This window comes from Acinetobacter nosocomialis NIPH 2119, from assembly GCF_000368085.1.
In the GTDB taxonomy this organism is placed as follows: domain Bacteria; phylum Pseudomonadota; class Gammaproteobacteria; order Pseudomonadales; family Moraxellaceae; genus Acinetobacter; species Acinetobacter nosocomialis.
This window is the reverse complement of record NZ_KB849239.1, coordinates 39,602-53,879: the sequence shown is the minus strand read 5'-3', so window position 1 is coordinate 53,879 and position 14,278 is coordinate 39,602. Positions and strand designations below refer to the sequence as shown.

Below are 14,278 nucleotides of genomic sequence, written 5' to 3'. Positions count from 1 at the left end.
TAATTTTCTGATTTGGCTCAAATGAAGTCATGTTTGTTTTTGTGACCCATTAAAGAAATCAAGATATGTCATAAATTAAATAATTGAACTTAAATCAAGATTAAAGTTTTAGTTTTAAAGTCTATTTAATAATATATAAATTCCGATTGTTTAGGCTCATTTTTTCTAAAAAAATTAAGCTCTTAGCTACAATATTTTAATTTCACCACACTCATCAGGATGAAAAACGTACAAAAACAGCCAAGTAAAAACCTATAATTCACAAGATTTATATAACTCTAATTTTAATAAAACTAATAAATGCTATCCGATATACAAATTCTCCATATTTTAAACTTAATTGATTCATTGTGAACATTTAAAAAGTCCTAAAAATGGAAAATTCTATTTAAATTTTTAGAGGGTATTTAATTATTAACAATATATTAAAGTCATTATGAGTCATTTCTATTTATCTTATATTTTTATCTGTATTTTTCTAAAAAACTTTTGCGATCGCTTAACTCAAGCTTACATATGTTTAATATCGTTTAGTTATGAAGAAGTTCTCCCTGTTTAGCGCTGCAAGTATTGTTTGTTTATATAGAATCTCAAACATAAGAAGAAAGAGGGCTGCTGTTACGTTTAAGCAGGTCGAAGTCCCTTCATTTATAATACATTGAAAATAGACTTAAGAACTTAAATAGTAGGGATCATATGAGTCAACACATAATAAACCCAGAAGACATTCCCCTAGCATTTCAAGCCGCTTGGAATAATCATGATATGAAGGCCTTTGCAGCGCTTTTTCATCAAGATGCGACTTTTGTCAATCGTTTCGGTCATTACGTTAAAGGCATTGATGAAATTATTGCTCTTCACCAGCCTATTCATGACACCATTTATAGCGATTCAACACTAGAGAATGAACTCATAGACGTCACCTCTTTAACTAATGATATCTGTATTTCACATTTTTGGAGTCGTCTAACCGCAGGCTTAGCTCATCCTCAGGGTCCCCATCAAATTGATACCCTTCTTCTCACCGTCCTTGTTAAGGAAAATAACTCTTGGTGTATTCAGGCGCTAGAAAATGTGACTTTAACGAACCCACGCACAGGAGAGATCATACTTAGAAATTTATGAAACAGAGCAATATAATTTTTTAAGTAATTTATAGACATAAAAAAAAGCCCTTGTCATTAACAAGGGCTTTTAAGAATTTTGGCGGAAGCGGTGAGATTCGAACTCACGGAGGACTCACACCCTCGTCGGTTTTCAAGACCGGTGCATTAAACCGCTCTGCCACGCTTCCAACGAGCGCTATAATATAAACAAAAATGCAAGTTGGCAAATCTTTTATTTAATTTTTAATTCAAACGCTCAAAATAAAAACAAATCTATTTAAATTTCATCATTTTTAGGCTTTTCATAACGAATTGCATTGATATACCAAAGCTTTTTACCTAAAGGAGTGTGCACTTCAACCTCATCATCGACTTGTTTACTCAAGAGTGCACGTGCCATTGGCGACTCAATCGAGATATGTTGAGGATGATGATCATAAATTTCATCAATCCCTACGATACGTAAAGTTTTTTGTTCACCTTCTTCATTTTCAATTTCGACCCAAGCGCCAAAGTAAACTTTGCCTTCTTGCTCAGGAGCATAATCAACAATTTTTAACTCTTCTAAACGTTTTCCTAAATAGCGTACCCGTCGATCAATTTTTCTAAGCAGCTGCTTATTGTACTGATAATCGGCATTTTCACTGCGGTCGCCAAGGCTTGCAGCCCAATTCACTTTCTTTGTGATTTCTGGTCGTTCTTCATGCCAAAGTTGTTTTAATTCAGCAACTAATTTGTCATGTCCTGACCGAGTGATTAAGTTAGATTTCATGATAAAAAACCACTGATGAACAACATACTGCTTACAAGATGTAGCATTTTATACCCTATTTACTCATATCAGAAGTGTATAAATTTTCTTCCTTAATAAATTCATGTTGTTATGTTGATATATCGAATATTTAATTGTTCAAAATTTGACAATCTTTTTTTTGAAGATTATGATGCGCGCATCTTAAATGTTGAGTATTTTTTAACCCAACCAAAAACTTTGTAGATTTTCTACATAGTTTATTTTTTTCATTTCATGTCATTTTGAATGACGTCATGACTGCCCACCCCTTATTGAATTTATCAACTTTTAAAAGTTATGGCAGCTTTTTGTCTGGCTTTTAGGGCATAAATTATCTGTAGCGGAGACAACATGCACAGTAATTCAAGTTCTGGGTCGAGGCTTGGCCTTAGCTCTTTATTTTCTTCTCTCCCATTGAAAGTTCTTGCACTCAGCACTATGTTTTTTCCTTTTCATAGTATTAATGCAGGAAAAACCCTACAGTACAATACTGTAGTTAACACCAACACATTAACCGTAGTTGCTGTAGAAAGCCCAACTACTGTTTTTAAAGAAGATCAATTTTTACATGGCTTCGGTTATGACTTGGCTCGTAACTATGCACAAAGCTTAAATGTAAAGTTGGACTTCAAAATCGTGGCAGATAACGCCACCGCACTCAAGTGGGTCCAGCAAGGTAAAGCAAATCTTGCCATGACGACCGCGAGCTTAAGCTCAATCGAGAACAAAGGTTTAATGTCTTTTTCTGCAAGTTGTGGTGACATCGTAAATTTGCAAAAAAATGGATTAAATCCCGATTTAAGCTGGGTGTTTAAACAAGCAGATGATCCTCTTACACAAACAGCCAGTGGTTTTGTTTGTCAAAGCAAGCAAAATGGTCTGACTCAACAACTGGCTTCATTTTACAACCGTAACGTTGTAAAACCTGAGTCTTGGTCGACGATTCAACGTGATATAAGTACACGTCTACCTATTTACAAAGCCAGCTTTAAACAAAGCGCGGCCAAGTATGATTTAGATTGGCATTTGCTTGCAGCAATGAGCTATCAAGAATCGTATCTTAAGCCAGAGTCTGTTTCACCAACAGGTGTACGCGGGTTAATGATGTTAACCAACAGTACAGCTCGGGCAATGGGTGTAAGCAATCGTAGCGATCCAGCGCAAAGCATTCAGGGCGGTGCGAAATATTATGATCTCATGCTAAGTGAGTATGGTGATATTCCCTACCCAGATCGTAACTGGTATGCCCTTGTGGCCTACAATATGGGTCCGGGAGCAGTCAACCAGATCCAGAAGCGCTTACAAACCCAAGGAAAAGACCCAAACCAATGGGTTAATCTCTATGACTATTTACAACGCAATCAAATGCGAAATGGTCGATACAAACAAGCGGTACAGTATGTGACTCGTATCCGTGCTTATCTTGAGCATATTAAAACGGCTCAAACACGAATCAATATCTAGTTTTATTGTTTTAAAAGTTGATAAATTCATTGTTTGTATCAATAAAAAGCTTACCTCTTGGGGTAAGCTTTTTATATAAATTCTTTTATAATTAAGCTGTTTGTTCTAATACTTTCTTGAACAAATCTTTTTGTTCTTGGCTTGGTTTAGCTGTTTGTAAAGCCATTAACTGAGACATGTCGCCTTGAACTTTAATTTTACCAGTCATGAATGCTTGCATAGCTGCAGCCATATCAAACTCTAGGAATACTTTACGTAAAGTTTCAGCATCCATGTTTAAAGTTGTTTTGGCATTTGAAGACAAACCTTTTTGGATTTTACCCCCATCTAACGCTAATTCGGTATTTCCAGAAGCATCTGTAACTACTAAATTAATTGCCAAATTCGCAAGAGCTGGTGGCAAATTAAGATCACCTGCTTCAGCAGTTAATTTTTCGACAGTCGCAAACCAATCATCAGTTAAAAATGCAGGCATGATTCTTCCTCAAATTTATTTGTTCAATTTCTCTAGTTAGTTGCCTATCCAGACAACATCATATGAAGCACTTCTGCTTGTGCGTTGTTATAGCATGTAATTTTAAGGTTGGGCTATGACTTTTTGTACGGAACATTCATTTTTTAGTATTTTGATACATTAAAGGCACTTGTTTATAAAGTGCCTTTAATTGACTTACTTAATTGTTTTATTCAGCAGCAAAACTTAAGTTAACGACATCTAAACGTTTTTTAAGTTCTTCAGGGTCTTTAAAGTCGATCTCGCGCTGAGAATCTAGCGCTTCGAAATCAAACAAATCACGGTCTGCTAACTGAGACGGAGACACGTTTTGTAACGCACCAAAAATACTGTGTAAACGTTTCGGATATTGTTTATCCCACTCACGCAACATTTCATTAAGCATGGCACGTTGTAAGTTCTCTTGTGAACCACAAAGGTTACACGGGATAATTGGGAACTTACGTAATTCTGCATATTTGATAATGTCTTTTTCTTCAACATAAGCTAAAGGACGAATCAAAATATTTTTCTTATCCGAAGACAAAAGCTTAGGTGGCATTGCTTTTAAGCTACCGCCATGGAATAAGTTCAAGAAGAAAGTTGCAATGATGTCATCACGGTGATGGCCTAACGCAACTTTAGTGGCACCAATTTCTTGAGCAAAGCCATAAAGCGAACCACGGCGCAAACGTGAACACACTGCACAGTATGTTTTACCTTCAGGTGTTAAACGCTTGGTAATGGTATAAGTGTCTTTTTCCAAAATGTAATATGGAATGTTATTTTCTTCCATATAGCGTGGTAACACATCTTCTGGAAAGCCCGGCTGTTTTTGGTCAAGGTTAACCGCAACAATATCAAAGTTGATTGGTGCAATACGTTTGAACTGCAACAAAATGTCGAGCAAGGTATAACTGTCTTTACCACCAGACACACACACCATGACCTTGTCACCATCTTCAATCATGTTGAAGTCACGGATGGCATGTCCAACTTGACGGCGAAGCTTCTTAAGCAAACGATAATAGGCCGAGCTTGTTGGAAGTTCAGGCTTAAAATTAAATCCTTCGTTGGACTCAACTGGCGCGTACATAGACGAGATATACCCATAAATAAAAATACCGCGCAATTTTATATGATTCGGACGGGAATCGCATCAAAAGAATAGTTTCAATTCTTGAAGTCGTCATAATGCTCAGGCATGATGCAAAAGCAGTGCTCCATTTTGACCGATGAGTTCATTTTTTGCGCAAAATGCTTACTTTTTGGACTTTTCCACAGTTTTCCACAAAACCTGTGGATAAAATTGTGGATTTCTTAATACTTGACAAACTGTTTTCACCTTCTGTTAAGGGTTTTATTTAAATTGATCATTTTTTAACCAATGATTTTTGCCTTTAATTTTCAAATAGTTAGACAAGTCAATAGAATCATTTTAAAAATTTTTTTTAATTTTTTTTGATGATCATTCGAACAAAACAGCTTGATTTTTTAAAAGAGCAAAAATAAAAAAAATTACACAAAACTTCTTTCTGTAATATTTTTTGATAAACTCTTTGACTAGTTACGAATACCTTAAAATTGTGAATAACATAAAATGAAAAATTCGGTTCAATATCTTTTTTCGTGTTTACTGGGGATGACCACTTTTTCGGTAGGTATAACACCGACTTTAGCGGGTCAAATGTACATTTACCAAGACAAAAATGGCAGCACTTTACTCACTAACCGTAAAAGCTATGACCATTCACTCAAGAAAGTAAAGGTGACTTACTACCCCGATAGTAATATTCATAGTTATACAAACTGGGGCGCTTCAGAAGCTTCTGTTCTACCAAGCTATAGCAAAAATAAAAATGCTTTTGACCATATTATTAAACAGGCAGCACAACAGCATGGTGTATCCGAAGGTCTAATTAAGGCAGTCATGCATACCGAATCTGGTTTTAATGTGAATGCTCACTCTCCTGTGGGTGCGCAAGGTTTAATGCAACTCATGCCAGCTACTGCTCGCCGTTTTAACGTATCTAATGCTTATGATCCTCAGCAAAATATCTTTGCTGGTGCTAAATATCTAAGTTGGTTGCTCAAACGATTTAACGGCAATACGCAAATGGCTCTTGCGGCTTATAATGCAGGTGAAGGGAACGTGGATAAATACGGTGGCATTCCGCCATTCCGTGAAACCCAAGATTATGTACGACGAGTCACAAGTCGATATCAAAACTTATATTCTTCTGGTGTAAGCCTTTCATCTTTTAGTAATTCAAATATTTCTACCCAGACTGTAAATCAGCCAGAGTTGACCCAAACCACCACAACTCAACAAGTATCGGCTAAACCTGTTAAATATTCTTCTGCACGCCAAATCGTGACATTGTCTGATGGCACCTATACCGATGCACCAACAGGGACTTATGTCACCAATAATGCAACGGCAATTGCCCATATCAGAATTGAGTAAAATTAAAAACCGCATACTTTGCAGCTCATGCTTTAATAAGGCCCATCGTCTAAAAATTGTAATGATCTATTACCCCGCCCCTAGTATTTAGACGGGCCTTATAAATAACTTGTTTAATTTGAATACATTCGTATACCGGAAAGAATGTATCGATTCCTTATTTTTTCCTTGAATTTTTCCCCCAAGCGCCGCATATTAGCTGAGTGATTTATAATTTATAAATCAGATAATATTTTATTTATAAGAGGATTTTCTCAATGATGCGGATTGGTTTGTTTTTGCTTACCAACCTCGCGGTACTGGTTGTAGCTGGCATTATTTTGTCACTCTTCGGTGTCGGTAGTTACCATGGCGCGGGTGGCTTAAATCTAGGCAACCTTTTAGTCATCTGTTTTGTGTTTGGTATGGTGGGCTCTTTAGTCTCTCTATTTATGTCCAAATGGATGGCTAAGAAAACTACTGGTACAGAACTGATTGACCCAAATGCTCCTCGTAACCAAGCTGAAAGCTGGTTATTGCAAACAGTCGCTGAACTTTCTCAACGTGCTGGTATTAATATGCCAGAAGTTGGTATCTTCCCTTCATATCAGTCTAATGCTTTCGCAACAGGCTGGAATAAAAATGATGCGTTAGTTGCCGTTTCAAGCGGTCTACTTGAGCGTATGAACAAAGATGAGCTACGTGCCGTGCTTGCGCACGAGATTGGTCACGTTGCAAATGGTGACATGGTTACCTTGGCACTCATCCAAGGTGTTGTAAACGCCTTTGTTATGTTCTTTGCTCGTGTAGTAGGTGATTTTATCGACCGTAATGTTTTTGGTCGTCAAGACAATGAAGCACCTGGTATGGGTTACTTCCTCATTACGATGGTTTTAGATATCGTGTTCGGTATTCTAGCTTCTGCTATTGTAATGTGGTTCTCTCGTTACCGTGAATACCGTGCAGATGAAGCCGGTGCACGTTTAGCTGGTAAACAAGCAATGATTTCTGCTTTATTACGTTTGCAAGCTGAAACAGAGTTACCAGACCAAATGCCAAAAGAAATGAAAGCGTTCGCGATTGCGGAAGGTAAAGAACAAGGTTTCAGCTTAGCTGCTTTGTTCCAAACTCACCCAACGATTGAACAGCGTGTCGCAGCTCTACATCAGTTAGATTGCCCATAACACAGTAAATAAAAAAGCCTCCAGTTGGAGGCTTTTTTATTAGGCTGAATGATGGGCCAGTCCCCAAAGAAAACTAATCCCCCACCACATTGCTAAACCAATCAGAACAAGCACCAATACCCCTAATAAATCCGGTATATGTAGCCATAGCCAACTCACAACAGGATTACGCCAGAAGGCTGAGTGTTGCTGTTTCTTTTCAAGCTTTTCATGTAAATACGGGTGAATAACATGTATATCACTTTGAATCGCATATTCTTCACGTATATGGGTATGAACCACATCTAATGCTTTTCTACTAGGACGTATAAAAATATCGAAAATGGTTCCTGCAACTGGTACACACCCCACCACAGCATCGACTACAGCCAATTTTATGACGGGAGTAAGCTTGTGCTGTGGCACACCAATTTGCTTGGCTTTATATATGGCGTAGCAAGTCAGGACAAAACCCGCAACATCACCAGCAATTGGAATAGTACTTAAAGCAGCATCGGCACCAATACCCTGCTTTGTAAAAGGAATACGGACGGCGCTATCCATCATGGTTGCAAACTTGGCAAGGTCCCGTTCTAGTGCGATGACCTGCTGCTGTGTTAGTTTTTTTTCTTGAGGCATCTAAATCAAATATATGAAGAGAAGTTAAACTTAATATACTTGATTTAACGCCGGTTTTTAAATTGTTTGCTTTTAACTTGAAGCTTTCGATTTAAACAATGAACGCAATAACACATACATAACTGGAATAAAGAATAGAACCAGTACAGTACCAAACATTACGCCACCTAAAATACTAATACCAATTTCTTGGCGGCTCACCGCACCAGCGCCTTGTGCAAATACAAGTGGAATCACACCTGCACCAAAGGCTAAAGAAGTCATTAAAATCGGTCTTAAACGCAAGCTCGCGCCTTCTAAAGCGGCCTGAATAGCATTCTTTCCTTTCTCTTGGGCTAATGCAGCAAACTCAACAATTAAAATTGCGTTTTTACATGACAATCCAATCGTGGTTAGAAGTGCAATTTGGAAATACACGTCATTTGGTAAACCAAAGATATAAGAGAAAATGACACTTCCTCCCACACCTAGCGGAATAGAAGTCATCACGGCAGCAGGAATACTTAAGCTCTCATACAAAGCAGCTAAACATAAGAAAATAAAACCTGCCGAAATCAGATATAACCATACCGCCTGATTGGTCGACTTCTGTTCTTCAAAAGACAGACCAGTCCAAGCCAAACCAATATCTTTTTGCTGGTTGACGAGTTGTTCAACATCTTTCATAGCCTGACCAGAACTGCTACCACCGGCAACATCAGCCTGTAACTGTAAAGCACTATATCCCATATAGCGTTTTACAATTTCTGGTGCCCCACCCCAGCTAAAGTTAGCAAACGAACTAAAAGGCACCATTTCATTTTGATTATTACGCACAGACCAATTATATAAATCTTCAGGTTTAGATCTGAACTCGGCATCGCCTTGAATCATGACACGTTTAATACGTCCCCGATCAATAAAGTCGTTTACGTAAGTTCCGCCCCATGCACTCGACAAAGTGTTATTAATTGCAGAGAGTTCCAAACCATTTGCCAAAGCCTGTTTCTGGTCAATTTTGATATTCAGATTTGCTTTACTATTGGTAGACTGCTTATCAAAGTTTTCAAAAGTTGAATAGTTTTTACTTTGAGCCTGTAACTGACGGAACATACCATCTAAGAAGTTTTGCCCTTGTCCATTTAAATCTTGAATCCAGAAATCCAAGCCATCAGTCTGCCCCAAACCATTTACCGAAGGAGGTAAGGTCACGTTAATTTGAGCATTACTAAAATTTCTGAAATATTTCATTGCACGCTTTTGTATAGCGTCAGCCGAGTCCTCTTTCGCCGTACGTACATCCCAAGGTTTTAAAGCAATAAAGCCTTGCGCTAAATTTTGTCCTGTCCCGGCATTATTTCGACCGTAACGTATTAAAACCAGATCAACATTTTTATCTTCTTTAGTGAGAAAGTATTGGCGCACTTGTTCACCAATTTTCTGACTTTCAGAAATTGGAGCACTGTCTACCAGCTTAATTTGCACACTTAAAATACCTTGGTCTTCTTTAGGAATAAAGCCGCTTTTTAAACCACTGTAGAAGAGCATAAAAACTGCAATCAGCGCCACAAAAATCACAATAACCGATTTACTGTAATGAATACTCGTCTGAACAAGCTTGATATATTTATTTTTAAGTTGATCAATTTTTTGGTTAAACCACACTGCCCAGCGCATAGGTTCAGGATTAGGTTTTAAAATTAATGCACACAATGCAGGCGTTAAAATGAGTGCAACCGTAAGCGATAATGCCATAGCAGCAACTAAAGTAATGGAAAACTGACGGTAAATCACCCCAATTGAACCGCCTAAAAAGGACATTGGAATAAAAACAGCAGTTAAAACCAATGTAATGCCGACTAATGCACCGCTAATTTCCCCCATTGACTCAATTGCAGCTTCTTTTGGAGTTAAGTGCTGTTCATGCATGAGCCGCTCAACGTTTTCAACTACCACAATCGCATCATCAACCAACAAACCAATAGCGAGTACCAGTGCAAATAACGTTAATGTGTTAATACTAAAACCAAGCACATATAAGACTGCAAAAGTTCCCAAAATCACAACCGGAACGGTAATACTCGGAATGAGTGTTGCACGCCAGCTTTGCAAAAACAGGAACATCACCAAAATTACCAAAATAATGGCTTCTACAAGCGTCTTTACAACTTCCTTAATCGACTCTTGAACAAACGGCGTATTATCTCGTGGATAAACGATTTTATAGCCTGCTGGTAATTTAGCGGCGAGCTGATCTAAGGTTTGATGGATGAGCTTAGAAGTTTGAATAGCATTTGCGCCCGAGGATAAAGATATACTTACACCCGCAGCAGGATAACCATTAATCGTGTTGAAAGACTGATAGTTTTCTGCACCGAGCTCAACTCTTGCAATATCTTTTAAATAAACATAACTCGCCGTTTTATCGGACTTTACGACAATATTTTTAAAATCATCAACAGTCTTTAGTCGAGAACCTGCCGTCACTTTTGTATTTAGATATTGACCATCAATGACTGGTAAATCACCGATTGCACCTGCAGCAACTTGGGTATTTTGAGCAGTGATTGCATTAGCCACATCACTGGGCATTAAATTATATTGCTTTAACTTATCTGGATTTAACCAGATACGCATCGCATATTGCGAACCGAATACATCCGTTTCACCCACCCCTTCAATACGGTTTAAGTTATCAACGACATGTGTAGTTAAATAGTCCGACAGCTCAATATTTCCGGTTTTACCAGTCGAGTCGTATAAACCAATTACCATAAAGGTATCGCCTAGTGACTTACTGACTGTCACCCCTTGACGTTGTACTTCATCGGGTAAACGGCGTATGACGCCACTAATACTATTTTGGACTTGGACCTGAGCAGTATCGGGGTTGGTTCCATTATCGAAACTAATGGTAATTCGGCTACGTCCTGATGAATCACTTGATGAGCTAAAATAGAGTAAGTGATCAATCCCTTGTATTTGTTGTTCTAAAATTTGGGTAACACTTTGCTCAACCGTTTGTGCATCTGCCCCGCTATAACTTGCCGACACTGTAATTTTCGGAGGTGCAATATCGGGATACCGTTCTACGGGCAAGTGCATCACCGAAAAAATACCAAAAGCCATGACAATGATCGCCAGTACATTGGCAAAAATGGGGCGCTGAATAAAAAATTTAGATAGCATGGCTGCTCGGTATGATGTCGTTAATTAACAGGAGTAAATGCCGCTTTGAGACCTTGTGATCATCAACGAGCGGTGTAAAAAAGACAAGTGGAATTAAAACAATAAATGTAATTAAGACAAAAACAAAGCGTGATTCACTATTTCCAACAAAGCAATAAAGAACCAGTTAAATAGTGTCACTTAAAATTCATGAATTCTTCATGATCACGTCAAACTAAATCCTAATACTTAAGTCGTTTCAACTAAAACAATATGAGTAGAATTATGTTTAGAAAAGCACTTTTATGCTTAAGTTTAATTGGCTTGGTCGGTTGCAATGACGATGATAAAACCGAAACAACTCCAACTACACCAGAATATCAACTTCCTAAAATTTTAGTGATTGGACACCGCGGCGCTAGCGCTTTACGTCCTGAACATACTTTGGCTTCATATCAAAAAGCGATTGATGATGGTGCTGACTTTATTGAACCTGATCTGGTTTCAACAAAAGACGGTGTATTGGTTACTCGTCATGAAAACGAAATTGGTGGTACTACCAATATCAGTACTCTTGCCCAATTTGCAGACCGTAAAACCACAAAAAATATTGATGGTGTCAATTTAACGGGTTGGTTTACGGAAGACCTCACTTTAAATGAATTACAACAAGTTAAAGCACGTGAACGTATTCCTGAGTTCCGACCAGCAAATACGGCTTATAACGATCTGTATTCAATTCCAACACTTGAACAAGTCATTGAACTTGCCGAAGCAAATTATAAAAAAACCGGAAAGATTATTGGCTTATATATTGAAACCAAACATCCAACTTATTTTAAAAACAAGAATTTGGCCATGGAAGACACACTTCTTAAAACTCTTGCCAAATATCAATATACACGTGATATTGCCCCTATCTATTTGCAATCGTTTGAAGTCAGCAATTTAAAGTATTTAAAAGATCAACTTGATCTACATAAAACACTTAAACATGCACAAATCATTCAATTATATGATGCAAAAACCTCTCGACCAGCAGACTTTGTTGAATCTGGTGTGTCTAAAACATATGGTGATTTAGCTACAGCGCAAAGCTTAAAAGATGTTGCTAAGTATGCAAATGGTGTAGGCCCAAGCAAAAACTATATTCTCAATTTCAATAATGATGGTTCAGTACAAACTACTTCATTTATTAGCGATGCACATGCCGCTGGCCTAAAAGTACACCCATATACTTTCCGTCCAGAAAATAACTTTTTACCTCAGCCTTTAAAATGTAGTGACAAACCTGCCGAGCGTTGCCCGACAGGTGCTCTAAAAGAGTTTGAAGCATATTTCAAAGCAGGTGTAGATGGTATCTTTACAGATGACCCAGCACTCGGCCGTGAAGCAGTCAATAATTTTGAGAAAGCAACAAAATAGTTAAAGACTTAATAAAAAACAGGGCATTTAATGCCCTGTTTTTTTTACTTATCAACACTGTTATTAAAATATAGAGGAATCCATTGGTATTGCTCTGCATTTACTTTATACACATGGCCAATTCCTGGGAATGGCAAATGTGGAGCAGCTACCCATTGCTGTTTATTTGAGATTTCAGCAAACATTTTCAAACGAGTGTTAATTGCCTGCTCAGAATTTACATCAAAATCTACGCCGGTTTTTGGAGCATCAAACTGCAAAGAATGTGAGTGGACAATGTCTCCCACAAAGACAATTTGTTGATTTTTACTCTTTAAACGGAAACTGTGGTGACCCGGTGTATGCCCTTGTGTATTGATTACTTCAAAACCTTGAATGACATCGCCATCTTTAAAGGTCTTGAAAGCTTTTTTCGCTTGATACGGTGCAAGCGCAGCTTTTATATTTTTAACCGTGCCTAAATAGTTTTCTTTTTTATCTGCGGGTACAGTTTTTTCAGAAGCTGGATTTAACCAATAGTCAGCTTCACGTTCATGTGCATAAATAGTTGCATTAGGAAATACAGCTTTTCCATTTTGAGCAATACCACAAACATGGTCTGGATGTAGATGGGTTAACAAAACCGTTTTCACGTTAGCAAGTTGATAGCCTGCCAATTCAAGATTTTTAGCAATTGAACCCAACTGTGGGCCAAAACAACTTGAAGCACCACTATCAACAAGAGTTAAACTTTTACCGTCATCTACCAAGAATGCATTTACCGAAGTTTGAACCCCTTTCTCATTAACAGCGGCGTATTTTGTTAAAATTTTAGTCTTCTCAGCCTGACTCAAATTTTTAAATAACTTAGGGTCTAAATAAATAGTGCCATCCAGTAAAGAGGTGATGCGATAATTACCAAATTGATGCTTATAATATCCCGGTACTTGTTGAGCTGAGGCAGGCTCTGCATAGCTTACATGTAACCCACTCATGACAAGTCCTAATGCTACAAATAATTTTTTCATCTCTTCTTCTCTATCAAGTTATAAAGTCAAAATCTTTAAAAAAGATTTAATATTTTTTTTAAGGGCCGCGATATATAATGCATGAAAAGTGTTAAAAATATAAGTGAATGAATAGTTATTCTCCCTACAAAGGCAAAAGTGGACTAAAGCGCATCTTGAATGCGACAGGTTATTCAATTTCAGGATTTAAGGCAGCTTATAAAAATGAAGCCGCTTTCCGACAAATTGTTTTAATTAATATTGTGCTTATCCCTACTAGCTTTTTTCTAGATGTAACTCGCGGTGAACATGCACTTATGGTGGTTGTGTGTTTATTTGCAATTATTGTAGAACTATTCAATTCTGCGATTGAAGCGGTAGTTGACCGTGTATCACTTGAAAAACACCAACTCTCTAAAAATGCTAAAGATATGGGAAGTGCTGCTCAATTTGTCGCGCTTTCAATTATAGCAGTGACATGGCTTATCATTTTATTAGGTTAAAAAAAACCATGCTTATAAGAGGATAAGCATGGTGTAACAAAAAAGAGGAACTACAGCTACTGTTCCTGACTATAAGTTTAAGAATATCAACTTAACTTTTTCTTAATTTATAT

11 protein-coding genes, 1 tRNA gene and 1 pseudogene are annotated in these 14,278 nt (G+C 37.6%); 6 read left to right on the top strand and 7 right to left on the bottom strand.

What is annotated here, in order from left to right:
- Positions 1 to 569 precede the first annotated feature (569 nt).
- Positions 570 to 1,125: pseudogene (locus tag F984_RS04410) on the top strand (SgcJ/EcaC family oxidoreductase).
- Positions 1,126 to 1,204: 79 nt separating this feature from the next.
- Here F984_RS04410 and F984_RS04405 read toward each other — a convergent pair.
- Positions 1,205 to 1,294: transfer RNA gene (locus F984_RS04405), tRNA-Ser, on the bottom strand.
- Between the two features lie 89 nt (positions 1,295 to 1,383).
- On the bottom strand, positions 1,384 to 1,878 hold the full coding sequence (gene greB / locus F984_RS04400; RefSeq protein WP_002048569.1) for a transcription elongation factor GreB: 495 nt from the start codon (positions 1,876 to 1,878) through the stop codon (positions 1,384 to 1,386).
- A 372-nt stretch (positions 1,879 to 2,250) separates the two neighbouring features.
- On the opposite strand from greB, the gene F984_RS04395 reads away from it, so the two are divergent.
- The gene (locus tag F984_RS04395; protein ID WP_004707379.1) at positions 2,251 to 3,363 is read left to right on the top strand and encodes an MltF family protein; all 1,113 of its coding nucleotides are present in this window, start codon (positions 2,251 to 2,253) and stop codon (positions 3,361 to 3,363) included.
- A 91-nt stretch (positions 3,364 to 3,454) separates the two neighbouring features.
- Here F984_RS04395 and F984_RS04390 read toward each other — a convergent pair whose 3' ends face one another.
- Both F984_RS04390 and ttcA read right to left on the bottom strand, forming a co-directional pair.
- The gene (locus tag F984_RS04390; protein ID WP_001110719.1) at positions 3,455 to 3,838 is read right to left on the bottom strand and encodes an SCP2 sterol-binding domain-containing protein; all 384 of its coding nucleotides are present in this window, start codon (positions 3,836 to 3,838) and stop codon (positions 3,455 to 3,457) included.
- 208 nt (positions 3,839 to 4,046) lie between these two features.
- Positions 4,047 to 4,952: a tRNA 2-thiocytidine(32) synthetase TtcA gene (gene ttcA, locus F984_RS04385; RefSeq protein ID WP_002048552.1), complete on the bottom strand. Its 906-nt coding sequence runs from the start codon at positions 4,950 to 4,952 to the stop codon at positions 4,047 to 4,049.
- Between the two features lie 504 nt (positions 4,953 to 5,456).
- Here ttcA and F984_RS04380 point away from each other — a divergent pair.
- A complete protein-coding gene (locus F984_RS04380) occupies positions 5,457 to 6,323 on the top strand; it encodes a lytic transglycosylase domain-containing protein (RefSeq protein WP_002048562.1) in 867 nt (288 codons plus the stop codon).
- Positions 6,324 to 6,580: 257 nt separating this feature from the next.
- Positions 6,581 to 7,486: a protease HtpX gene (gene htpX / locus F984_RS04375; RefSeq protein WP_002048489.1), complete on the top strand. Its 906-nt coding sequence runs from the start codon at positions 6,581 to 6,583 to the stop codon at positions 7,484 to 7,486.
- Positions 7,487 to 7,525: 39 nt separating this feature from the next.
- Here htpX and F984_RS04370 read toward each other — a convergent pair whose 3' ends face one another.
- Both F984_RS04370 and F984_RS04365 read right to left on the bottom strand, forming a co-directional pair.
- Positions 7,526 to 8,104, bottom strand: a complete 579-nt coding sequence (locus F984_RS04370) for a DUF4112 domain-containing protein (protein ID WP_004707378.1) — start codon at positions 8,102 to 8,104, stop codon at positions 7,526 to 7,528.
- 72 nt (positions 8,105 to 8,176) lie between these two features.
- On the bottom strand, positions 8,177 to 11,272 hold the full coding sequence (locus tag F984_RS04365; RefSeq protein ID WP_002048493.1) for a multidrug efflux RND transporter permease subunit: 3,096 nt from the start codon (positions 11,270 to 11,272) through the stop codon (positions 8,177 to 8,179).
- Positions 11,273 to 11,536: 264 nt separating this feature from the next.
- On the opposite strand from F984_RS04365, the gene F984_RS04360 reads away from it, so the two are divergent.
- Positions 11,537 to 12,676: a glycerophosphodiester phosphodiesterase gene (locus F984_RS04360; protein WP_004707374.1), complete on the top strand. Its 1,140-nt coding sequence runs from the start codon at positions 11,537 to 11,539 to the stop codon at positions 12,674 to 12,676.
- Positions 12,677 to 12,720: 44 nt separating this feature from the next.
- Here the strand turns inward: F984_RS04360 and F984_RS04355 are convergent, their stop codons facing one another.
- Complete coding sequence (locus F984_RS04355; protein WP_004707372.1) at positions 12,721 to 13,683, bottom strand: MBL fold metallo-hydrolase; 963 nt, start codon at positions 13,681 to 13,683, stop codon at positions 12,721 to 12,723.
- A gap of 107 nt (positions 13,684 to 13,790) precedes the next feature.
- On the opposite strand from F984_RS04355, the gene F984_RS04350 reads away from it, so the two are divergent.
- Complete coding sequence (locus F984_RS04350; RefSeq protein ID WP_004707370.1) at positions 13,791 to 14,165, top strand: diacylglycerol kinase; 375 nt, start codon at positions 13,791 to 13,793, stop codon at positions 14,163 to 14,165.
- The last annotated feature ends 113 nt before the right edge of the window (positions 14,166 to 14,278 follow it).

Coding starts and splice junctions, on each gene's coding strand:
- greB (WP_002048569.1), bottom strand. CDS start 1,878: ATGAAATCTAACTTAATCACTCGGTCAGGACATGACAAATTAGTTGCT.
- F984_RS04395 (WP_004707379.1), top strand. CDS start 2,251: ATGCACAGTAATTCAAGTTCTGGGTCGAGGCTTGGCCTTAGCTCTTTA.
- F984_RS04390 (WP_001110719.1), bottom strand. CDS start 3,838: ATGCCTGCATTTTTAACTGATGATTGGTTTGCGACTGTCGAAAAATTA.
- ttcA (WP_002048552.1), bottom strand. CDS start 4,952: ATGTACGCGCCAGTTGAGTCCAACGAAGGATTTAATTTTAAGCCTGAA.
- F984_RS04380 (WP_002048562.1), top strand. CDS start 5,457: ATGAAAAATTCGGTTCAATATCTTTTTTCGTGTTTACTGGGGATGACC.
- htpX (WP_002048489.1), top strand. CDS start 6,581: ATGATGCGGATTGGTTTGTTTTTGCTTACCAACCTCGCGGTACTGGTT.
- F984_RS04370 (WP_004707378.1), bottom strand. CDS start 8,104: ATGCCTCAAGAAAAAAAACTAACACAGCAGCAGGTCATCGCACTAGAA.
- F984_RS04365 (WP_002048493.1), bottom strand. CDS start 11,272: ATGCTATCTAAATTTTTTATTCAGCGCCCCATTTTTGCCAATGTACTG.
- F984_RS04360 (WP_004707374.1), top strand. CDS start 11,537: ATGTTTAGAAAAGCACTTTTATGCTTAAGTTTAATTGGCTTGGTCGGT.
- F984_RS04355 (WP_004707372.1), bottom strand. CDS start 13,683: ATGAAAAAATTATTTGTAGCATTAGGACTTGTCATGAGTGGGTTACAT.
- F984_RS04350 (WP_004707370.1), top strand. CDS start 13,791: ATGAATAGTTATTCTCCCTACAAAGGCAAAAGTGGACTAAAGCGCATC.